Source organism: Serratia sp. N21D137 (genome assembly GCF_047530005.1).
GTDB classification, from domain to species: domain Bacteria; phylum Pseudomonadota; class Gammaproteobacteria; order Enterobacterales; family Enterobacteriaceae; genus Chania; species Chania fonticola_B.
Window position 1 is genome coordinate 17783 of record NZ_JBLJAJ010000026.1, and the last position, 22381, is coordinate 40163.

General features: G+C 56.9%; 14 protein-coding genes. 3 read left to right on the top strand and 11 right to left on the bottom strand.

What is annotated here, in order from left to right:
• Positions 1-158 precede the first annotated feature (158 nt).
• A complete protein-coding gene (gene trxA, locus ACMV5H_RS18690) occupies positions 159-485 on the bottom strand; it encodes a thioredoxin TrxA (protein ID WP_021181559.1) in 327 nt (108 codons plus the stop codon).
• 131 nt (positions 486-616) lie between these two features.
• On the opposite strand from trxA, the gene rhlB reads away from it, so the two are divergent.
• Both rhlB and ppx read left to right on the top strand, forming a co-directional pair.
• Positions 617-1906, top strand: a complete 1290-nt coding sequence (rhlB, locus tag ACMV5H_RS18695) for an ATP-dependent RNA helicase RhlB (protein WP_024484189.1) — start codon at positions 617-619, stop codon at positions 1904-1906.
• 9 nt (positions 1907-1915) lie between these two features.
• On the top strand, positions 1916-3409 hold the full coding sequence (ppx, locus tag ACMV5H_RS18700; protein ID WP_021807744.1) for an exopolyphosphatase: 1494 nt from the start codon (positions 1916-1918) through the stop codon (positions 3407-3409).
• Between the two features lie 9 nt (positions 3410-3418).
• On the opposite strand, the gene rep is transcribed toward ppx, so the two are convergent.
• On the bottom strand, positions 3419-5443 hold the full coding sequence (gene rep / locus ACMV5H_RS18705) for a DNA helicase Rep (protein WP_021181562.1): 2025 nt from the start codon (positions 5441-5443) through the stop codon (positions 3419-3421).
• 115 nt (positions 5444-5558) lie between these two features.
• Between rep and ppiC the strand changes: the two genes are divergently transcribed.
• A complete protein-coding gene (gene ppiC / locus ACMV5H_RS18710) occupies positions 5559-5840 on the top strand; it encodes a peptidylprolyl isomerase PpiC (RefSeq protein ID WP_021181563.1) in 282 nt (93 codons plus the stop codon).
• 234 nt (positions 5841-6074) lie between these two features.
• On the opposite strand, the gene ACMV5H_RS18715 is transcribed toward ppiC, so the two are convergent.
• The 9 genes from ACMV5H_RS18715 to bcsR all read right to left on the bottom strand — a co-directional run bounded on the left by ACMV5H_RS18715 (position 6075) and on the right by bcsR (position 22330).
• Positions 6075-7571 (bottom strand): M16 family metallopeptidase, encoded by a 1497-nt coding sequence (locus tag ACMV5H_RS18715; protein WP_021807741.1) that lies wholly within the window; start codon positions 7569-7571, stop codon positions 6075-6077.
• A gap of 318 nt (positions 7572-7889) precedes the next feature.
• Positions 7890-9182, bottom strand: a complete 1293-nt coding sequence (locus tag ACMV5H_RS18720) for a dicarboxylate/amino acid:cation symporter (RefSeq protein ID WP_021807740.1) — start codon at positions 9180-9182, stop codon at positions 7890-7892.
• Positions 9183-9497: 315 nt separating this feature from the next.
• Positions 9498-11510, bottom strand: a complete 2013-nt coding sequence (gene hmsP, locus ACMV5H_RS18725) for a biofilm formation regulator HmsP (protein WP_021807739.1) — start codon at positions 11508-11510, stop codon at positions 9498-9500.
• 334 nt (positions 11511-11844) lie between these two features.
• A complete protein-coding gene (gene bcsC / locus ACMV5H_RS18730; protein WP_414822273.1) occupies positions 11845-15318 on the bottom strand; it encodes a cellulose synthase complex outer membrane protein BcsC in 3474 nt (1157 codons plus the stop codon).
• The gene (gene bcsZ, locus ACMV5H_RS18735; protein WP_059201913.1) at positions 15300-16412 is read right to left on the bottom strand and encodes a cellulose synthase complex periplasmic endoglucanase BcsZ; all 1113 of its coding nucleotides are present in this window, start codon (positions 16410-16412) and stop codon (positions 15300-15302) included. The genes bcsC and bcsZ overlap by 19 nt, the downstream gene beginning before the upstream one ends.
• Before the next feature lie 8 nt (positions 16413-16420).
• Positions 16421-18730, bottom strand: coding sequence for a cellulose biosynthesis cyclic di-GMP-binding regulatory protein BcsB (bcsB, locus tag ACMV5H_RS18740; RefSeq protein ID WP_414822274.1), 2310 nt, complete (start codon positions 18728-18730; stop codon positions 16421-16423).
• Positions 18731-18794: 64 nt separating this feature from the next.
• Positions 18795-21398 (bottom strand): UDP-forming cellulose synthase catalytic subunit, encoded by a 2604-nt coding sequence (bcsA, locus tag ACMV5H_RS18745; RefSeq protein ID WP_223500651.1) that lies wholly within the window; start codon positions 21396-21398, stop codon positions 18795-18797.
• Complete coding sequence (gene bcsQ, locus ACMV5H_RS18750; RefSeq protein WP_115159796.1) at positions 21395-22132, bottom strand: cellulose biosynthesis protein BcsQ; 738 nt, start codon at positions 22130-22132, stop codon at positions 21395-21397. Before bcsQ ends, bcsA begins: the two co-directional genes overlap by 4 nt.
• A gap of 3 nt (positions 22133-22135) precedes the next feature.
• Positions 22136-22330, bottom strand: coding sequence for a cellulose biosynthesis protein BcsR (gene bcsR / locus ACMV5H_RS18755; protein WP_166733830.1), 195 nt, complete (start codon positions 22328-22330; stop codon positions 22136-22138).
• Positions 22331-22381: the final 51 nt, after the last annotated feature.

Consider the following 22381-nt stretch of genomic DNA (forward strand, 5'->3'; position numbering starts at 1 on the left):
TTCAACGTAGAGTAACGCTTAGATTCAGACTCTTTAGATTTAATACTTATGGCAAGTTCAGAATGCAGTATGGTTAAACTTAACACGCTTCTTGGCAGGCGTCTAGCGGTGAATGAAAATCCCCCTCCAGACGCCCGTCACGGGGCTTCCCGCCCTAATTACAGATTCGCGTCCAGGAACTCTTTGAGCTGGCCCTTGGACAGCGCGCCGACCTTGGTCGCTGCCACTTCACCGTTCTTGAACAACAACAGCGTCGGAATACCGCGGATGCCGTACTTAGGCGCGGTAAGCGGGTTTTGATCGATGTTCAGTTTGGTAATGGTCAGCTTGCCGGCGAACTCTTCGGCAATCTCGTCGAGGATCGGAGCAATCATCTTGCACGGACCACACCATTCAGCCCAGAAATCGACCAGGATTGGCCCTTCGGCTTTCAGCACATCGGAATCGAAGCTGTCGTCAGTCAGGTGAATAATTTTATCGCTCATGTTCTACTCCACAGGATTAGGTCTACCTTGTTGGTGTAGCATCAAACCAACTCAGGTGATTTTATTTCACCGCTTTTATTTCAACGGATATGCTTTCGTAAAGCAATAGTTAGCTGATATTCTACCACACTATGAGCAAAACACACTTGACCGAACAGAAGTTTTCCGACTTCGCCCTGCACCCGTTAGTCCTTGAAGCCCTTGAGAAAAAAGGGTTTCACAACTGCACGCCCATCCAGGCGTTGGCATTGCCGCTCACCCTCAGTGGGCGCGACGTTGCAGGTCAGGCGCAAACCGGTACCGGAAAGACGCTGGCATTTTTAGCGTCTACTTTTCACTATTTGCTGTCCCACCCGGCGAAAGAAGGTCGCCAGACCAACCAGCCGCGCGCCTTGATCATGGCGCCTACGCGTGAACTGGCGGTGCAGATCCATTCCGATGCAGAAGCGCTGTCGCAGTCTACCGGGTTGAAGCTTGGCCTGGCCTACGGCGGTGATGGCTATGACAAACAGCTGAAAGTGCTGGAAAGCGGCGTAGATATTCTGGTGGGGACCACCGGCCGTTTAATCGACTACGCCAAACAAAATTATATCGATCTGGGTGCTATCCAGGTTGTGGTGCTCGATGAAGCCGACCGCATGTACGATCTGGGCTTTATCAAAGATATCCGCTGGCTGTTCCGCCGTATGCCTGCGGTCGATCAACGCCTGAACATGTTGTTCTCTGCCACCCTGTCCTATCGCGTACGCGAGCTGGCCTTTGAGCAGATGAACAATGCCGAATATGTGGAAGTTGAACCGGAACAGAAAACCGGCCACCGCATTCAGGAAGAGCTGTTCTACCCTTCCAACGAAGAAAAGATGCGCCTGCTGCAGACGCTGATCGAGGAAGAGTGGCCGGACCGCTGCATCATCTTCGCCAACACCAAGCACCGCTGTGAAGACATCTGGGGCCATCTGGCTGCCGATGGTCACCGCGTAGGCCTGCTGACCGGCGACGTGGCGCAGAAAAAACGCCTGCGTATTCTGGACGACTTCACCAAAGGTAACCTGGATATCCTGGTCGCCACCGATGTCGCCGCACGCGGCCTGCATATTCCGTTGGTGACTCACGTCTTCAACTACGATCTGCCGGATGACTGCGAAGACTACGTGCACCGCATTGGCCGTACAGGCCGCGCGGGCGAAAGCGGTCACTCCATCAGCCTGGCCTGTGAAGAGTACGCGCTGAATCTGCCCGCCATCGAGACTTATACCGGCCACAGCATTCCGGTGAGCAAGTACAACAGCGATGCGCTGCTGAGCGATCTGCCAGCACCGAAGCGCCTGGTGCGCCCTCGTGGCAACAACGGCCCACGCCGTAACTCTTCCGCGCCACGTCGTGGTGGTGCGCCGCGTAACAACCGTAAACGTTCGGGCTAATAGACGACTATGCCAGGTTCCAGCACCCTCTATGCCGCCATCGATCTGGGTTCCAACAGTTTTCATATGTTGGTGGTACGTGAGGTGGCTGGCAGTATCCAGACGCTAGCTCGCATCAAGCGCAAAGTGCGCCTGGCGGCCGGGCTGGATCAGCACAATCACCTGTCACAGGAAGCCATGCAGCGCGGTTGGCAATGTCTGCGGCTGTTCTCGGAACGCCTGCAGGATATCCCGCGCGATCAAATTCGGGTCGTCGCCACCGCAACGCTGCGCCTGGCCAACAACGCGGCCGAATTCCTGCAAACCGCCGAAACTATCCTTGGCTGCCCCGTTCAGGTCATCAGCGGCGAAGAAGAAGCCCGCCTGATCTACCACGGCGTTGCCCATACCACCGGCGGCCCGGATCGGCGTCTGGTGGTCGATATCGGGGGTGGCAGCACGGAGTTGGTCGTAGGGACAGGGGCGCAAGCCGCGCAGTTGTATAGCCTTTCGATGGGCTGTGTCACCTGGCTCGAACGCTTCTTCAGCGATCGCAACCTGGAGCGGGATAACTTCGAAGCCGCCGAACAGGCCGCGCGTGAAAAGGTGCGGCCGATAGCCGCACAACTTCGCCAACATGGCTGGCAGATTTGCGTCGGTGCCTCCGGAACCGTGCAAGCGCTACAGGAAATCATGGTGGCGCAGGGGATGGACGAACGTATTACCCTGCCCAAACTGCGGCAGTTGAAACAACGAGCCATTCAGTGTGGCAAGCTGGAAGAGCTGGAAATCGAAGGGCTGACGCTGGAACGTGCCTTGGTGTTCCCAAGCGGCCTGTCGATACTGCTGGCCATTTTCCAGGAGTTAGGCATTGAAAGCATGACGCTGGCCGGTGGCGCTCTGCGCGAAGGGCTGGTGTATGGCATGTTGCATCTGCCGGTCGAGCAGGATATCCGCAGCCGCACATTACGCAACCTGCAACGCCGTTACCTGCTGGATATCGAGCAGGCCGAACGCGTCAGCCAATTGGCCGCGAACTTCTGTTTGCAGACCACCAACGAATGGCAATTGGATACGCGATGTCGTGAACTACTGCATGCGGCGTGCCTGATCCACGAAATCGGCCTGAGCGTCGATTTCAAACAGGCTCCTCAACACGCCGCCTATCTGGTCAGCCATCTTGATTTACCTGGCTTTACCCCGGCGCAGAAAAAACTGTTAGCTACCCTGTTGCAAAACCAGAGCAATGCCCTCGATCTGCCGCTGCTGAGCCAACAGAACGCCGTGCCACCCCGCGTGGCACAGCGCATGTGTCGTCTGTTACGTCTGGCCATCATCTTTGCCAGCCGCCGCCGTGACGATACCCTGCCCGCGGTACGCCTGCGTGCCAACGATGAAGAGTTGCATGTGATTTTGCCGCGCGGCTGGTTGGAACGACATCCGCTGCGCGCAGAGGCGCTGGATCAGGAAAGCCACTGGCAGAGCTATGCCCACTGGCCTCTGTTTTTGGAAGAGCAGTCTTAAAAACGCCCCTCAGCTACCGCCCTTAGCCTTGGCCAGCATCGCCTTCACGCTGGCCAAATGGCTCTGGCCCTTCTCCATCCGCTCCTGCGGGCTAACGACTTTGCGTTCCGACTCCCAGGCCAGATCGTCCTGCGGCAATTCCAACAGGAAACGGCTGGGTTCTGGCCGCACCAGTTCACCGTACTGGCGACGTTCGCGACACAGGGTGAAAATCAGCTCTTTCTGGGCACGAGTGATCCCAACATAGGCCAGACGCCGCTCTTCATCGACATTATCCTCGTCAATGCTGCTCTGATGCGGCAATAACCCCTCTTCCATCCCCACCAGGAACACATAGGGGAATTCCAATCCCTTGGAAGCATGCAGGGTCATCAGCTGTACCTGATCCAGCTCTTCATCGCTTTCGCCACGCTCCATCATGTCACGCAACGTAAAGCGCGTGACCACCTGGGTCAGCGTCATCGGTTCATCCAGATCGTTGCCTTCCAGCATCTCGGTCATCCAGCCAAACAGCGTGTTGACGTTTTTCATGCGCATTTCGGCCGCTTTCGGGCTGGGCGAGGTTTCAAACAACCAGCTTTCATAGTCGATGCCGCGGATCAGATCGCGCACCGCTGCCACCGGCTCACGCTCCACCATTTGGATGATCCCTTCCATCCAGTGGGTGAAACGCTGTAAAGACTCCAACCCCCGCCCGGTTAGATACTGACCAAGGCCAAGATCGAAGCTGGCGCGGAACAGGCTCTTGTTACGCTGATTGGCCCACTCCCCCAACTTTTGCAGCGTCGCCGGGCCAATTTCCCGCTTCGGCGTGTTGACGATACGCAGGAAGGCGCTGTCGTCATCCTGGTTGGTCAAAACCCGCAGATAGGCCAGCAAATCCTTGATTTCCGGGCGCGAGAAGAACGAGGTGCCGCCAGAAATCTTGTACGGAATGCGGTTCTGCATCAGCATTTTTTCAAACAGCCGCGACTGGTGGTTTCCGCGATAGAGGATCGCATAGTCGCCGTAATTGGTTTTCTTCACAAAGTGATGGGCGATCAGTTCCCCCACCACCCGCTCGGCCTCGTGATCTTCATTGTTGGCCGTGACCACCTTCAACTCTTCGCCGTAGCCCAGCTCAGAGAACAGGCGTTTTTCAAAGACGTGCGGGTTGTTGGCAATCAGGATGTTGGCCGCTTTCAAAATACGTTCGCTGGAACGGTAGTTCTGCTCCAGCTTGATCACCTGCAACGCCGGAAAATCTTCCTTTAGCAGTACCAGGTTCTGCGGACGCGCACCGCGCCAGGAGTAGATCGACTGATCGTCATCCCCCACCACGGTAAAGCGTGCGCGGTGACCCACCAGCAGTTTCACCAGTTCGTACTGACTGGTGTTGGTGTCCTGATATTCATCCACCAGCAGGTAGCGGATACGGTTCTGCCAGCGCTCACGCACCTCCTCATTACGCTGTAGCAACAAGGTAGGCAGCAGGATCAGATCGTCAAAATCCAGGACGTTACAGGCCCTCATGTGATCGTGATACAGCCCGTAGCAGTGGGCGAACAGTTTGTCCCGCTCGGAGCGCGCCAGCCCCATTGCCCGCTGCGGATCCACCAGATCGTTCTTCCAGTTGGAAATGGTCGAGATCAGCTGTGCCACCAGAGTCTTGTCGTTTTCCAGCCACTTCTCGGTCAGTTCCTTCAACAACGCGAGCTGGTCTTGATCGTCAAACAGCGAGAAGTTGGACTTCATCCCCAACGCGGCATATTCGCGTTTGATCACCTCCAGCCCCAGCGTATGGAAAGTGGAGATCATCAAGCCACGCGACTCTTTGCGCCCCATGGTTTGCGCCACACGCTCTTTCATCTCACGCGCCGCCTTGTTGGTAAAGGTTACGGCGGCAATATGCCGCGCCTGATAGCCACATTGGTGGATCAGGTGGGCGATTTTATTGGTGATCACACGCGTTTTGCCGGAACCGGCACCGGCCAGCACCAGGCAAGGCCCGGTAACGAATTCGACGGCTTGTTGTTGGCTGGGGTTTAATCGCATGGCGCTTTGTTGCTCAATTTTGGAGTGCTGGGGAGAGGGATTGTAGCAGAAAGCGCCAAACAGATTTAACAGGTATAATGGCGGCAAATTCTACACGACTGATTGGATTATTAAGATGGCAAAGACCGCTAGCGCGCTGCACATCCTGGTGGATAACGAAACACTGGCCAACGAACTGTTGGCCAAACTCAAGCGCGGTGTCAGCTTCGATACGCTGGCGCGCAAATACTCGAGCTGCCCGTCCAAGCGCAACGGCGGCTCCCTGGGTGAGTTCAACAAGGGGACTATGGTCGCAGCCTTCGATAAGGCGGTGTTCAGCATCCCGTTGCTCAAACCCTATGGCCCGGTGAAAACCCAGTTCGGCTATCACATCATCAAGGTACTTTATCGCAACTAGGCCCCTCACCCTAACCCTCTCCCACAGGGAGAGGGGACCGATCGAGCTAGCTATCAGTTACAGCAAATTACCTCGCCACAGTACCCAATCAGCTCCCTTTACGTAGGGAATTGAACGATCACGGCACCAATTAAGGCCCCTTTTACCTAGGGACAGATCGATCACAATACTTGACCACAACACCGGACAAGCTCCCTCTCCCTGTGGGAGAGGGTTGGGGTGAGGGGTCAATGATTACTGTGCACTGGCTTCCGGTGCTGCGGTAGCCGCTTCCGCCGGTTTTGGCTCTTCGCTCACTACGGCCGGTGCTGGCGCCATGATGCCGTTATAGGTTTCCTGTAGCTGCTTCATATTCATCTCCGGCTCCCCCTTCGGCTGTAACAGCACCAGGGTGGCATCCTGCGACAGTTGCAGCTTCAGTTCCTGATTCAGCGATTCCAGCGTCAGCGACGACAAGAAGGCCTGACGCAGCTTCTGGTATTGCTCCGGAGCGATATCCACTACGCCACTTTGCTGTGAACGCAGACGCTGGCTCATCAGCACGTCGGTATCAGTGCGGGCATAGGTGGCAAACAGTTTGCTCAACTGATCGGTTTTCTGTGCCAGCAAGGCATTGAACTCATCCTGAGACAGGCCGTTGTTACGCACATTAGCCAATTCGCGGGCAATAAAGGCCAGTCCGCTGTTCAGATTATCATTCGGTGAATTCAGATGGATCGCACACTGGGCGCGTTGGTACTGCACCCGGCAGTCAAAGCCCAGCTTGATGTTTTTCTGCTCGCTCTTTTGCAGCACCTGCTGAATGTGCCAGAACAGGGCTTCACGGGCCATATCACTGCGCCAGTAACGGCTCAGGCTTTGCGAATCGCGAATCGGATGCCATGGCGTATCCCACATGATCGACAGCGTATCCTGCTTCACCTGATCGCTGATCAGACTGACTGGCTGCGGCGGCAGAGGAGTCAGGGTTGGCATAGTTGCCGGCGCTTCGCGCTTGCCTTGGAGAGGCGAGAACGCCTTGTTGATCTGTTCGGTCAGGCTACGGCTATCAACTTTACCCACCACGTATAACGTCATGGCATCTGGGGTATACCACTGCTGATAAAATTTCTGCAGTTGCTCGATATTGACAGGCCGCTTGACCGATTGGCCCGGATCGTGTGCCAGTAACGTTGAGCCTTTCAGGCGATAACGCCACCAGCTGTCTTTGGGATCCGGCGGGAAGATACCGATAGGATCCATATTGGCATTCATCACCGCCTCTACCGTTGGCTCATCGATAGCCAGCTTACCCGTGGTATCCGCCAGCCAGGCCAGCGCCTCTTTCAACAGATCGGGGCGGTTATTGGGCAGGCTAAGGTTGTAGATGGTGAAATCATAAGAGCTAATGGCTGGCGGCAATGGCCGTTCACTGTCCACGCTCTGTTGCCACAGCGACTGTAGCTGCGGCTGGGTAAAACTCTCGCTGCGCGTAATCGCAATACGCGGCAGCAAATGGGCAAAACCGATCTGCTGGGCCGACTCCACCAGCGATCCGGTATTGACCATCAACCTTAACTCAACGCGATCGCTCGGGCGCTGTGGTGTATCAAGGATCTGCCAAGAAAAACCGTTATTCAGCTGCCCCTGCTGCCAGGCAGGATCAGGTTGTAGCGCTTCAGCGTGCACGCTGCCGTTGGCCGCAACCAACAGCAGCCCACCCACTAAAAGACGAATTCTGGTGCCCTGCATGTGAACCCCTACTTAATGACTAGCCAATTTTTATGCAAATACGGATATTCCGTTCATTGGAATATAAGGCATCGTCTCGCCGCGATGTTGACGAGTACGGCCTGAACTGTGCGTGGCACAGCAACGATCACACCCTGAGTTTCACCGTAGGGCGGAAAGCGCAAAGTGTACCATTCTGTTAGACCGCGCGCCTTGGCGGATGTCACTCATCACAGTGAAAAATAATAGCTGTAGGGTGTTATGGAGAAAAAATGAACAAGAAGCAAGGGGGAATGACATCGGCTGCCATGGCAGCCGATATTGAAGATAGGAAAAAACTTAGGCAGAAGGCAGCTTTTTGTCAGTAGCAACCTTATCTGTTCTGTTATTCAGCACGTCTTGCAGCTGCTTCTCATCCAGTTGGTTACACCATTTGGCCACCACTACCGTTGCCACACCGTTTCCGACCAGGTTGGTCAAGGCGCGGGCTTCGGACATAAAGCGGTCGATACCGAGGATCAGCGCCAGACCGGCCAGCGGTAAATGTCCTACTGCCGAAATGGTCGCCGCAAGTACGATAAAGCCACTGCCTGTTACCCCTGCAGCCCCTTTCGAGGAGAGCAGCAGCACCACCAACAAGGTCACCTGATGCATGATGTCCATATGGGTGTTGGTTGCCTGGGCGATAAACACCGCCGCCATCGTCAGATAGATCGAGGTGCCGTCAAGGTTGAACGAGTAACCCGTCGGGATCACCAGACCTACCACCGATTTCTTGCACCCCAGATTTTCCATTTTATCGAGCATGCGTGGCAGCACCGATTCGGAAGACGAGGTACCCAGTACGATCAGCAGTTCTTCTTTGATATAGCGAATAAATTTGAAGATATTGAAGCCGTTGTAACGGGCAATCGAGCCCAGCACCACCACCACAAACAGCACACAGGTGACATAGAAGCAGACAATCAGCTGGCCCAGTTGCAACAGGGTGCCCACACCGTATTTACCGATAGTGAACGCCATGGCACCAAAGGCCCCCAGCGGCGCCAGGCGCATGATCATATTGATGATGCCGAAAATAACGCGGGAGAAGCTGTCGATGACGTTAAAGATCACCTGGCCTTTCTCACCCAGGCGATGCAGAGCAAAACCAAACAGCACCGCAAACAGCAGCACCTGCAAGATGTTGCCGCTGGCAAAGGCACCGACCACGCTACCCGGGATAATATCCAGCAGGAAAGGCACGATGCCCTGCTGCGAAGCCTGCTCGGCATAGACTGCCACCGCTTTGGCATCCAGCGTTCCCGCATCAACGTTCATCCCGGCACCGGGTTGCACCACGTTAACGATCACCAAGCCGATCAGCAATGCAATGGTACTGACGATTTCAAAGTACAGCAGGGCAATCGCCCCGGTACGGCCCACGGCCTTCATGCTTTCCATGCCCGCGATGCCGGTCACCACGGTGCAGAAGATCACCGGAGCGATAATCATTTTGATTAATTTAACAAATCCATCGCCCAGGGGTTTCATCTGGGCACCGAGTTCAGGGTAGAAATGGCCAAGCAGGATCCCCAGCGTAATCGCTGTTAACACCTGAAAATAGAGGCTCTTAAATATAGTTGTTTTCATTAGCACATCCTTTGGGGGGGGACAACGCGGCAGGCGGGCAATCACTCGTCCGTCCTGTTTATCGCTTGCGCGGAAAATAACACCCCCATAACAACATGGAAATAACTTGATGGAAAAATCCAGGCCTAATGGTGTGAATTTAAGAGCTGAAACGCGTCAGTCAGTGTACAAGTTCCGGCGTTACGTCAACTTTCCTTTGCATTAACTCAGATTGGGTAGCAGTAGAAACTAGTTTTTGATTGGGGAAATAAAGCGGCCTCTCCCGCCTGAAAAGTACCAGAGGGAGGATAAAAATTCAGCATCAGGTCAACCAGGTCACGCTTTGGCAACCGAGGTAAACTGCGCTTCAAACTCATGACGGGGCAAGGGTTTGGCAAACAGGAAACCCTGGCCAGTACGAATACCGTGCTGTAATAGCCAGTCTCGCTGCGCCGCGGTTTCCACCCCTTCCGCCATTACCGGCAGGTTAAGCACCTCGGAAATCGAGCTGACGATCCGCACCATCGCATCGTCCTCTGGCAGGCCATCGATAAAGCTTTTGTCGATTTTAATCAGATCGATCGGCAAGGATTTCAGACGATTGAGGTAATTCAGGCTGGCATAGCCCATGCCAAAATCATCCAAGGCGATCAACACGCCTAAATCATGCAACTGACGTAGTAATTCCAACGCCTCATCAAGGTCGTGGATACGCACCGTCTCGGTGATTTCCAGCAGCAGCTTATGCGGGTCGATCTGGTGCTCGGCCAGCAGCCGTTTCAACTGGGGCACAAAGTCTTTATGCTGCAGCTGGATCGGCGAAATATTTACCGCCAACGGCAACGTGATGCCCTGGGATTGCCACGCGGCCAGAATACGGCATGACTCTTCCAGCACCCAGTTACCCAGTGGCACGATCACGTCCAACTCCTCCGCCAGCGGGATCACATCCGCCGGGAGAATAATCTGCCCGTCTGGCAGTTGCCAACGCAGCAGGGCTTCCGCGCCGGTCACCTGATTGGTTTGCATATCCCACTGCGGTTGCAGGAATAGCGCAAACTGACCTTGCTCCAAGGCCTGCAGGATCTCGCTTTCCTGCGTCAGACGTTTTTGGGTTTTTTCGGTCAGGCAAGGTTCGAAGAACAGGATCTGATTTTTACCCTCACGATGCGCCGACATCATGGCCGAGGTGGCACTACGCAGCAGTTGCTCCGCGCTTTCCCCCGAATTGGGATAATGGGCAATGCCGATACTGGCGCTTGGCCGCAGCGGCATCTTCTGTTGCAGGTTCAGTGGCGCGTTGATGGCCGCCATCACTCTTCTGGCCAACTGCATGGCGTGAATGGGTTGCTCAATATTTTTCGCCAGGATGGCAAACTCGGCATTGCTCAGCTGTGCCAGCACGCAGTCCACGCCGATAACCTGACGCAGCTTTTTCGCCAGCGTCAGCAACAGCGCTTCACGCATGGATGGGTTCAGCGCGCCGGAGGCTTCATGCAGGGTTTCGATCCCCACGACCAACAGATTAAAGCGCGGTGGTCGCATACTGGCAGCAATATGCTCTTCAAGCAGCGCAGCAAACAGCACCGGATTGGGTAATTCGGTCATCGAGTTATGGGTGCTCAGGCGGCTCATGGCGGTATGCGCCTTGGCCAGCGTTTGCTGGTTGCGGTTGTAATTGCGCACCAGCAAGCCCAATTCATCGTCCTGATGTTGGGCTGGCAACATCAGTTGATGGTAAGGGAGATCTTCCTGAGGGACATTTTCCAGTTCGCGCGCCATGGCTCGCAATGGATAAACCAACAGCCGGTTCATGCACCAGCTAACGGCAATCGACAGGATCAGCGCCAACAGCAGATAGGTCGACAGCATGGTCGATAACGTGCTGAGGATAAACTGATACATGCGGTACGAATCGGCCTGCAACACCAGATAGGCCAGCGGCTGAGGGTTGGCAGGCACCCGCTCAAGCGAATAGAGCGGCACAGAAATCTGTACCGGCAGCTCAAAGATACGCGCCACTAGCGCAGGGACCGGGCGTTCCGGCGGGAAATTGGCATGCAGCGCCTGAAACTCGTTCGGCAGGACGATATCCGCTCGGGTGAGGATCCCCACTGGCTGCAGAGAGTTGAGCACGCGTTTGGTTTCCGGCACATCCATCCGCAGCACGGCTTCTGCCAGAGGCTGACGCACGGCCTGGGCTACATTCTCCAGTTGCTGAGCGTAGTCATCCCTGCGCTGATGCACAAAGTGGAATAACTGGATCACGATGAAGATACAGATCGTCACCAGTGCCACACCAGACACCGCCGCCATCTGCTTAATCGTTAATGAACGCCTGACCCGCAAAAACCTGCACTCCTAGATTGATAAGGACGGATAGAGAGTTATGCCCCCCTCACCCTAACCCACTCCCACAGGGAGAAGGGATTGAATGCTCTAAAACCTGACTCTTGTGCCTGACCGCAGCTCCATATCAGTTCCTGCAAGGAGGGACTGGGGTAAGGGGAAAAATTGCTTGCTGGATAAGCGGCTTGAGTATACTCGATTGCCCCGCGTGTTTTCCTTACCAACCGCCTGGTGGCAGCAGGAAAAGCGCGGGTTTCGGTATTATCCTAGCCGGAATAGCCACAGGGTAGCAAAACTACCCTGTGGGCGACACCACGAATCGACCAATTTCACGTTACTTGAAGTCGGCGTAAGGCGTCAGCGGCTGCGGTGGCAGATCGAGATCGCCCTGCCAACCGGCGAGCGAGTAACGCAGATAAATCAACGCATGGCTCGGGGTATAGTCTTTAGCCTGTTGAATATCGATGCCGGCCCCCAGCGTCCAATGGGAACTGAGGCGGCGTTCGATCAGAGCTCGCAGCGTGTAGCCCACGCCAGAGGAGGAGCCACCGCTTTCCACTGCGTCCCTGTCTGGCAGGGAGCTTGGGATCAGTCCTTGCAGGGGATAGCGTTTTTCATCGTTGGTTTTCGAGTGCGAAATCGACACCGATCCCCCCACTTCCCACGACCAGTTTTCCGTGCGCTGGCGATAGTTCACCGGCACCGCCAGCGAAACATATTGCTGCGGGCTGTAATAGCCCCCCTGCCCAAGAGAGTAACCGCTCAAGTCCTTCTGATAGTGCCAGAGCATGGTGCTCAGCCCAACGGTGGCACGGCGGTTATCTTCGTTTATCACCTTATAGTAATAACCGGCCATCAAGCGCTGGCGCTGGTTATCCTCGACATTCTGGCCGGTAAGCTGATGAGCACTGAGATCGGCCCACACGCCGTTGGCTTCACCGCGATCGTAGCTGGCGCTCAGGTTGATACCGGTAGCACGTACGCCGCCCCAGGTAGTGCCGGTGTTCGGATCGCGCGTCCCGCCGAAGGCCAACAGCGAGCTGGTAATCGGCCGCCGTGAGGCGCCCAGCGTCCAACCGATATGATTCCAGTCACCGCTATAGGCCACGCCGCCGACCCAATCCACCACCTCAAATCCCATCGGGGTAGTGCCGATATCGGTTTGCCAATGGTCGTTGGCCCAACCGGCCGCCACGCTAGTGCCGGTGGTTTTTTGCCGTTCGTTACCGCTGCAACCCTGCGTGTTACAGGTGCCAAAGGTTTCGAAGTACTTGCCGTTATTATCGGTCGAGAAGCTGCCCGCGTTCAGTTGGACGGTGTCGGTACGCAGGAACGCCCGGCCGTCATACAGCGGCATATCCAACTGCAACATGGTGTCATGTGCCTGATAATCCGAGATGCCACCGGTACCGCTCGAACGCCAGTAGTCATGATCGAGCGTGACCCTGACGTCCTGTTGGCGATAAAGATCGGCGGCATCGGAGCGAATGCCGCGTTTTAGCCAGTCATCCGTCGCGTTATTGCGGGTCAGACGGGTATAACCGTCATTATCCTCAGGAACCGTTGGCGCAATGCCGCTGGCCACCATCGCCTGGCGATAATCCTGCTGCGCCGGTTGCGGTTGCAACTGCTTTTGTTCCAGCCTGGCAGCATCACGATACACCAAGGCTTTGGCCTGTCCCGGCGGCTCTTGCTGGGCAGCCACTTTTAACCGTGTGAAGATATCGGTCGCTTTCTGCGGCTCACCCACCGCCGTCCAGGCATTGGCAACACGGCGCTGGCCATTGATCGACTCGTCCGGTTGCACCGGTGCCGTTTGCAGCCGTTGGCGGGCCTCGCTCAGCTGACCTTGAGCCACATAGGCTTCAATCTCCCCCAAACGCGCATCCGGATTATTCGGCTCACGAGCACGCACCCGCTGATAATCCGCCAGCGCCTCGTCATACTCTCCCCGCTCCAGCGCCCAGTCAGCCAAGGTCAGGTCGATGCGCGTTGCCGGGGGCTGCTGGCGCAGATAGGCGATGGCTGCGGGTTCATCACCGGCAGTTCGGAGCCGTTCGGCATGATCGAGCGTGGCCTGCATCTGCAAACGCTGGGCCATCTCACGCATCCCGTCGTTCCACTGCGCTTTGGGCAAGGTATTCAACTGGGCCAACGCCTGGTTATCACGATCGCTGCCAGCCAGGTACAGCGCATAAGCGTAAACCTGCTGCGGATCGCCGGACTTCTTCGCGGCCAGTTGACGCATCAGTATGTCGGCCTGCTGCGGTTGCCCGGCCTGACGCAGCGTCTGCGCATAGTGGTAGGTCAGCCAGACGTCATCAGGATCCTTCTGGTGCGCCTGCCGGTACTTTTCCGCCGCCTCTGGCCACTGCTGTCGCTGGGCCAGTTCGTCGGCCTGCTGTTTGAGCATATCCAATTGCAGCCCGTCGAGGGTGCTGCGCAGCTTGTTCTGCTGCACGCGGGGCAGACCATTAAGGTAGGCCAGCGCTTTTTGTGGCGACTGCCGCTGGTAGATATTCACCAAACCCCGCACCGCGCTACCGCTGCCCGGATCCAGGCGCAGAGCCTGCTGATAATAGCGCTCGGCGGCAGCATCATCCTTACGGGCGACGGCAACGTCGCCCAGGCCGATCAACGCATCGCTGTCACTGTTATCAATCTGCCGTGCCTGCTGGTATTGTTGCTGTGCCAACGGCAGGTTATTGGCCTTTAACGCCTTGTCACCCGCATCGATCGCCAGCCAGTAACGGGTGGTTTTGATCAGGCTCTGCCATTTGCTGCTGTCGTAGTTATCCTTGTCTGCCTTCTGCGCCTGTTGGAACAGGCTCAACGCCTGCTGCCGGTTGCCGGCGCGGGAATAGGCCAAGCCAAGTGCGCCAAGCACTTCGGCATCATTAGGCGCACTCGATAGCGCTTTTTTCAGTTCCGGGATTGCCGCACGACCGCCGCCTTTATTCACCTGCGCCAGCCCGGTCATGCGCGCGCGATAGGCCGGATCGGCCAACAGCGTCCGCTGGCGCGCCAGTTCCTGTTGTGCGCTAAGCGCCTGTTCACCACTTTCAAACACACCGAGGAAACGGTTCAACGCCGCCACGCTCTGCGGGCTGACGGGCAACGCTTTGACCTGTTCCAACCACAAGTCCGCCGCAGAACCGCGGCCTGCCGGATCGGCCGCCACTTGCTGTAACAGTTCATAGGCCTGAGCGTCGCGATCCTGGCTGAACAGCATCCGCGCCAGCGCCATGCGCAGCGTGATGTTGCCGGGATATTGCCGATCCAGCGCCTGTAGTTGCTTTGTCGCTGCTAATTCCTGGCCGGGTAGCCTGGCCACCAGACGCCAATACTCCACCGCCAGATCGAGCGTTGGCAGATTGCCGTGAAACAGCTCGTCGTACTGGGCTTTAGCCTCCGGCAAGCGCCCTGCGGCCGCCATCAGGCGTGCCTGTTGCAGCTTCTGGCGGGTTTCCGGCTGGGTCAGCAGCATGTTCATTTCTGCCTGGCGGAACACCGGCGATTGTGGTGCCACCCCCTTCAGCTTATCCAACTGTTGCTGCGCCAAGACCTGATTCCCCTGCCGCAACGCCAGGCGCATACGCGCCGCTATCACATCAGGATTATTCGGATCCATCAGATCAAGACGATACAGCGATTGACGTACCAGTTCATCTTTGTTGCTGGCTTCGCCGATGCGTACCTGCTCAAGCAGCCATTGCTCCGGGGCAACGCTCTCGGCACTCTGCGCCTGCGGCAGCAAAGCCAGACTTAAAGGAAACAGGCTTAGCCAGCCTAGTGTGAAGTTGCGCATTGGCTACTCCAGGCGGGTTGAAGTTCACCCTGACGATTGAAACGATAGCGTTGCTGATCCCATCCCTGGCCGAACAGCAGCAAAGAGGCGCTGAAATAGGCATCATTACCCAGAGGGTTATCCTGAATACGTTGGCGTTGCACCGCCAGGGCATCAGGCTGTGCGGCCAATAACGGCAACATCGCGGCGGAGAAGCCTACCGGGCCAGTACCGTTGGCTTTTCCGCTAGCTGTATCGACCGTCTCCGGCACTGCACCAAGCTGGGCGGTAAGGCGTACCATCGGTTGGAACTGCTTCATCAGCGCCGCTTTATGGGGATCGTCGTCCGCCAACATCCCGGCCCAGAGATAAACGCGGATGGCGTCATAGCTGCCGACATCAGGTTTGACGGGATCGGGCTGCCAGCCTTTGCCCGCTTGCCACTCGGCCCAGTCTGGTGAAAATCCTTGCGGAGCCGTTTCCAACAGCAACCGCTGGCTGGTTTTCTGCATCGCTCGCCACGGCCCGTTCAATTGGGCAAAGCGGGCCAGCAACTGCGGCGGTAAATAGCTAGGGTTCAAGCGCCAGCGGTCCTCGGCCACAAAACCCATCTTCCCCGGCAGCAGCATCAGCCCCAAACCGGGGATATTCGCCACCTCTTCACGGCCAATCCGTTGCAACAACAGCGTGCCCAATGTTTGATAGCGGCGGCTTTGCCACAGCCGCCCCGCCTCCAGCAGGTTATACGCAATCCACAGATCCGCATCGGCAGCCGAGTTGCTGTCCAGCACCTTCCAGGCCTTGTTATCATCCTGCCCCCACAACCAAGCCGGCAGATGTGCGCTCAGGTCACCAGAGGCGAGATTGTTCTCCGTCCACGCCAACAGCTTATCGAAGGCAGGCCGATCGTTGGCCACCAGCGCGAAGAACATGCCATAGCTCTGCCCTTCGGACGTGGTAATGCGCTTCGGGCTGCTGGGATCGATTACCCGCCCTTCCTCGCTAAGATAAAACTGTTGGTACTGCTGCCAGGCAGGCCAATCACAGCTTGCCGCCGTGCTGAACGCACAAAGCAGCATCAGACCAGGCAGCAGGCGGCGCAGGCAAATCCCCATCATGGCAATTAATCCCGATCTTCCGGTGACAGACGACGACGGCTAAAGGCCTTCAGACCACGCCGCAGCAACAGGGCCACCATTACCACCACCAGCGCGGCTATCGCGCCCAGCAACAGTGGATGCGTCGACAACGCGAACCAGATACGTTCCCACCACGGCAGATGGCCAACGTAGTAAACATCCCCCACACGCAAACTATCGACGCCGGACTCACGGATCACAGCCACGGAACCAAACATCGCCGCACGCTTACCGCTGTCTAACTGCGCATTGTTCAGTAACTCATAACCCCGTGGGCTGTCTGCCAGCAGGGCCACAATACTGCGCTGATCGTGGAACGGGGACTGCACGCCGATCACGGCCGCCATCGCCCCTTCCGAGCTGATGGTGGTTTTACTGCCCGGTGTGGCGTCGTCCTGCTGCACATCCATACTCGGCAGCGGCAGTTGGCGCATCGGCATTTTCACCCAGCTCAGCATCGCCTCTACCAGCAGATTGATTTTCTTGTCATCACGCAGTTCCGGTGGAATGGTGCCGATCAGCAGGATATCGGCGTCCTTATCCTTGGCCTGCGACCAGTCATCGGACAGCGAGAAAGCCAGCGCCGGATAACCGGTTTGCGCCCCCATGTTACCCATGGCGTTGAGCAAGGCGCTCACTTGAGCGGATTGTGGCTGTTTGTTCACCAGCACCAACGTTTGCGACAGATCTGCCAGGCGGCTGAAAGGGAAACCGGCGTTGGCAAAGGAGCGTAGATCGGGCATGGTAATAAAGTGACGATAGCCGGAGAAATCGATGGTGGAATTGCCGTCGATCACCGCATGGTTCGGCGCCAAGGAATAGGTTTCACAACGCCCTTCGGCACCGCTGGCCAGCAGCGTGGTGTAATCGAAGTCAAAGCGCAACTGGTTGGTCGCCCCCAACTTCAGTACCGGAATATTGACCACCTTGTCAGAATCTAGCAATCCCTGGGCCAGCGGCAGGCGCAACAGCTGTGCGCCCTTCTCATGCTCCGGCACCAGGGCATAGGACTGCACAAACTGATTGTTCAGGCTGATGCTCAGGCGGGAACCATCTTCAATACGCGGCGAGGTATAGCGGTATTTCAGCTGCATATCGATGCCGTTGCTGTGGATCAGGAACAGATCCGGCGGCAGGTTCATCGACAGTGAGATCGGCCCAGGTTCGACGCCGTTAGTCTGCAACTGCTCGGCATATTGCTGCAGTTCGCTGAACTTCATCGCACGATCGGTACGCACCCAGTTTGGCGCATCGTACGGCTGGCGAACGGCCAACTGTTCAATCTTATCCACGCTCAGATTCTGGCCACGGAACAGAATATTGCCCTGGGCGATGCCCTTCACCGCCGTGATCAGGTCGTTATCATCACGGCCCTGCACCAACAGCAGCTTCACATAGGGGTTATCCGGGTGGCTGATCATCTCCACCGTCGGCCCGTTGACCGCCGGATAATCTTTCAAGAAGTCCGGGCGCTGTTTATTGGTGGCAAACACGATGGCGTGCTGGCTTGGCAAGCGGTTAAACAGCGTCGGGAAGGACTGGCCGCGCCATTGCGCCTGAGTGCCGAACCAGGAGGCCAGGATCCCCGCCGCCCGCTGTTGTTCCAGGTCCGGTTGCCCGGCAAACACCATCGGCAGCGTTAATGGCCGATCGTCGCGGCTGTCAAAGAAGGGTTCCGGGAAGTGGGAAAGCTCATTTTTCACCGGCAACGTCTGGTAACGCAGGCTCAGCGAACTGGATTTGCTGACGTCCAGCCACAGCGTGCTGTTGGCCGGGTTCTCACAGATGTTCTGGTAATGGCTGACAAACACCAGGCGAATGCGGTTAAAATCGGTGATATAGCGCGGATCGATCGGCAACTGGACACGATTCGGCTTACCCAACTGCTCCTTGGCGATGGTGATGACCCCCATCAACTCATCGTTGAGGTAGATCTTGACGTGCGACTCCACCGGGATCAGCGACGGTGAAGGGGTAAACTCCAGGTCCAGCACCGCCTGCGAAACCACTTCGTCACTGCGCACGCTAAACTCAATCTGGCCTTCAGGGCGGGTGCCACGCAGGATAAAGGTGCCAGGCGGTGGTGCTACCTCGGTAAACGGCAGTTTTACATCGCGCACCGGCGCATCGGGTGCTTGCGGCACCACCACTCCCATAGGTTCAGTGAGCGGAGCTTCGGCCACGGTACTCGGGGGCGAAGTCACGCCAGCCGCTGGTGTGGGGGCCGTTTCCGCCTGAGATAAGCTACTGATGCCTAAGGCCAGCGCGGTAAACCAGTTTATTTTTCTCGTCATCGTATCATCATCAATGTTGGGGCCGGTTTGCCGGGCTTGCGAACGGGCAGTTACGATACACAGCCTATGCCACAGCCTCTGGGGCCGTAGGAGCGCGGTCTCTTCCTACGCCATGCGGAATAAATGACAGGATCCAGGTGGCCAGCGAGGTCAGGCCAAGCAGGATCTTGCGCAACGTTGGCGGCGCATAGTCCGCCATGCGCCGGTAGCCGTGAAAACCTAGCATCAGTACGTCCCGCAGGCTGTCCACTGGCCGGTCTTCCGGGAATGCGTCTTGCCACAGTGCCCAGGTATCCGCCCGGGCAAAGGTGCATTGAATAAATTCGATATGTTGGCGGGTCGAGAGTTCGACCAAGCGGACCCCCACCGAGCGGCCATGAGATCGCGTCACCACGCAAGGGAAGCTGAACTCCTGCTGGCCACGTTTAAGCAGCAGCGCAATCTGGTCATGCTCTTGCAACCGATCCGCTACACGCATTTCGATACCCACGCCACCATCGGAGTAATCACGCAACGTACAGGGGAACAGATGTCCGTCAGCCCGGGCTATCGCGGCAGGCATGGCGATCTCTACGCGATGCGATTGCCGTACCTGCCTGGCCTCCACCGCCACGGCCACCGCTCCACCGAGGATGGTCATGTTATAGATCACCCAAATCAGGCTGATCACCACCGTCATCATCTCGTCCGTCGGGCCGTAGAAAAAGCGCCACACGCCAAAACCCAGGCCTGCCAGATTGAGTGTCACCAACAGCAGGTAAGGCCGGGTGATCACCCAATCAACGTGCTCTTGCGTAACCAGCCCGCCTTTGGCGGTGACGTTGAACTTGCCTTTATGCGGGTTGAACAAGGCCACGGTGGTCGGTCGAGCGATATACCAGGCCAGCACGGTTTCGTAGATTTCACTCCAGAAGGAGTGGCGGTATTTACCCTGAATACGTGAGTTGGTCAGGCTGGCGTGGATCATGTGGGGCAGCACATACAACGCAATCGCCAAGGCTGGCGCGAAGATGATGTAAGCATGCATCAACAAAAACGCCAGCGGCGCGGTCAGGAAGATCAGACGCGGAATACCGGACAGGAAATGCAGCATCGCGTTGGCATAGCACAGGCGCTGGGCAAACTTCAGCCCTTTGCCCAGCAGGGGGTTATCCAAACGGAAGATCTGCACCATGCCGCGCGCCCAACGAATACGTTGGCCGATATGGGCAGACAGGCTTTCCGTTGCCAGCCCGGCGGCCTGCGGAATACGGATATAGGCAGAGGTGTGGCCAAGACGGTGCAGACGCAGCGAGGTATGGGCATCTTCGGTCACCGTTTCCACCGCGATACCGCCGATCTCATCTAATGCCGTCCGGCGCAAGATGGCGCAGGAGCCGCAGAAGAAAGTGGCATCCCACATATCATTGCCGTCCTGCACCAGCCCATAAAACAAAGTACCTTCATTCGGCGTCTGGCGAAAACGCCCCAGGTTGCGCTCAAACGGGTCGGGCGAAAAGAAGTGGTGCGGCGTTTGCAGCATCGCCAGCTTCTTGTCTTTAAAGAACCAACCCATGGTCAGTTGCAGGAAAGAACGCGTGGGAACGTGATCGCAGTCGAAGATGGCAACAAAATCACCGCTAGCGTGCTTGAGCGCATTGTTGATATTGCCCGCTTTGGCGTGTTCATGGGTCGGCCGGGCGATGTATTTCACCCCAACCTCTGCGGCAAAGGCTTTAAACTCTGGCCGGTTACCGTCGTCGAGGATATAGATGTTGATTTTATCTTTCGGCCAGTCGATGCCCAGCGCCGCATAAACGGTGGGTTTCACCACGCCCAGATCTTCGTTGTAGGTCGGCACCAGCAGATCGACGGTCGGCCAGATGTTACTGTCGGCAGGCATCGGCACCGGCTGGCGATTCAACGGCCACACGGTCTGGAAGTAGCCCAGCACCAACACGACCCAGGCATAGGTTTCCGCTGCCAGCAATAGCAGGCCGCAGGTCAGGCTGAGCGGATCGTCCCAGTTCAGCGTTGAGGTATAGCGCCACCATAAATAACGGCAGGAAACGGTCAGCGACAGCACAATCAGCATCAGGCTGGGTAACCGGCCCGGGATACGCCGCACCACCATGGCAATACACCACAACAGCAGCACAAAAATAAACTGGGCGGGCAGTTCAAAGGGCTGGGAAATGCACAGCAGAGCCAGCAGCCCGGCCAATAGGCCAGCAAAGATAAACAGCACCCGACGCACCCGGTGATTCATCCGATTAAGGCGTTGTACCGTACGCTCCTCCATTCCGGCACCCTGCAAGCGTTGCGGCAAGCTTTGCAACCAGTTGGCATAACGCAGTTGCAAACGGTGCCAACCGGCAAAGTAGGATCGTCCCATCGGTGCCGGACCGCTGTGGGTCACTAGCAGCCAAAACCCCTGTAACAAATAACGCAGTGCATCTGCCGGGCGTGGACGATGAGGAGAAATATGGGGGAACCAATAGCTTTGGCCTGCCTGCACCTTTTGCCAACTAGGGGACTCAAACCGCAGCAACAGCCAGCCGATGGCCACCATCAGGGTCGTGAGGCCAGCGGTAAATGCCGGAGCCCCCGCATGGCGATAAGCGCGGTAGCGTTGTTGCACCGCCCGGTGAACGGGAGGCACCAGCAGCAGGCTCAATACCCTGCTCATACCTCGGCGTCCTGCAGGTTGAGCAGACACCAGTTGGCCAGCGTCAGCACTTCGTCGGCCGCCAGACTTTCCGGTCGATACTCTCCCAGCGGCTGCTTGACCGCCATCGCTTCCGCCAGCGCTTCATCACGATGGATCACCAGCGGCAACAGACCTGCCAGCGTTTGCAGCCACAGCTGATGCAGATCTTGTTGCAACGGGCTGGCCGAGGAGTAGTGATTAATCAGCAGGTGGCAGCCCGTAGGCAACGATTGCTGATGCAGGCGCGCATGGCAATTGGCATCGGGGTTAAGCAACAGGAAAACCTGGTCGGCCAACGCCAGTTGCTGTTCAATCTGGGGACCATCACCCGCCGGGATATCCAGCAGGATCCAGCGATACTGCCCAGAAGCACGCAGCTGAGCCAGAAAATCATGCCAACGTTGTGGGGTATCACTCTGTTGCTGCCGTACTTTTACCCGTTCGGCCGCGCTTAACCGGCCAAACGGCAGAAAATCGAGTTTTTTGCAGTAACGCATTGCCCCTTGCTGCCACCCGGTGCCATCCAGCTCTGCACGAGCCCAGCCCCGGTTCAGTTCGAAGGGCATATTAAAGTGTAATCGCAGCAGGTTGTCCGGTGACAGGTCAATCGCCAGTACCGATTCGCCCAACTGCTGTAGCGCCCAAGCTAACGCAGCAGTGATTGACGTGGTGCCAATACCGCCCCGAACCCCTTGCAGTGCAATGACCGGCATGGCTTAAGCACTCCCCGTCTTGTTGGCCAGCTCCGCCAATAGCGGCCAGCGGACCATCATTTGTGCTAGCCGTTCCTGGCGTGCAATATCGATGTAGTTTAACTTGGGCAACGAAAAAGCGCGGCTCAAGGCCTGCAGATCGTCCTGAAGTTCTACTGGTGCTTTCTCCCGAAGCCCTCTTAACGCATCATTATTCATCTTGCCGCCTTATAAAATAGGCTAATGTTAAATGACTATAGCAACGTTCGG